This window comes from Oleiphilus sp. HI0079, assembly GCF_001635105.1.
Window position 1 is genome coordinate 1 of the sequence record NZ_LWFT01000975.1, and the last position, 1060, is coordinate 1060.

The window sequence follows — 1060 nt, forward strand, 5'->3', positions numbered from 1 at the left end:
GATTGATGGTCAAGCCTTCAACCAAATCGTCAACCGTATTAGTGCTGCGCGTAATAGGGATGCCATTGAATTCAAATGCCGCATCGGAAGCTGCTTGGTTCTGCGTGAGATTCTGAGCGCCCGCGGTATATGACAGGCTTGAAAGTCCCAGATTATCCGTGTTGTTACCATCGCCATCATCCGTAACAGATATATCTATAGAATTAGAAGCTCCTGTTTTGTTTCCACTGATGACGAGCTGAAAGCCATTACCGTTATTAATGATCGTTGCGCTTGCATCCAAACCACTCGCCGAATTGATCTCCGAGGCGATACCTTCAAGCGTATTATTGGTTGCATCAATGGTAATGGTGGTGGTCTTTCCATCAATCGTAAATGCAAGCTTTCCTTCGCCTAACTCAGTCGTATCTTTGTCTGCAAAAGCTGCAGAACTAAGGGATTGTGACTTTGCTAGCGAGGATACCTCCAAGGTATATGAGCCTGCAGACGCAGAACTCCCCGCCGAAGCCGTAAACGCACTGCTACTGCTCGTCACCGATAACTCGTTAAATGTCGCGGAGTTAGAAAGTGTACGTGCAGGAAGACGTAGATCCGTCACTGCAGATTGAATCTTAGAAAACAAAGAAAGCTCAGCTGTTACGGCTTCTGCTTTTGCGTCTAAGCGTTTTTCCGTAGGCTCTCGCTCAGCGCCGACCAACTGATCAATCAGATCACTGGTCAAAACACCAGAACCTATCCCGATAGATGATACATTTGCCATAACTACTACCTACTTGTGCTGATTTGTGTAAACGCCTAATAAAGGCGCTTAAGCCCATAGACAAAAAAGGGCAAAAGTTTGCCTTTTGCCCTTGCTTCCCTACCCAGAACTTCCGGTAACCGCCGGTCTAATCAAACTTTTGCATTGAATAAACTAATTGGCTGATCTTGTTGCAAGTCCCGCGCCAAACGCAGAACAACGTCATCCGGTATCTGACGAACAACCTCTTCGGTTGAACCATCATAGACGGTAATTATTGTCTTACCAGACTGATCATCAAGTTGAAACTTGAGATCTCTT

2 protein-coding genes are annotated in these 1060 nt (G+C 45.8%); both read right to left on the reverse strand.

Annotated features, from left to right (window positions below; translation table 11 throughout):
- A partial coding sequence (locus A3750_RS17870; protein WP_304440211.1) for a flagellar filament capping protein FliD occupies positions 1-760 on the reverse strand: 760 nt, incomplete at its 3' end.
- Positions 761-891: 131 nt separating this feature from the next.
- Positions 892-1060, reverse strand: a 169-nt coding sequence (locus A3750_RS17875; RefSeq protein WP_197475127.1) for a flagellar protein FlaG, incomplete at its 5' end; no start/stop codon positions are given.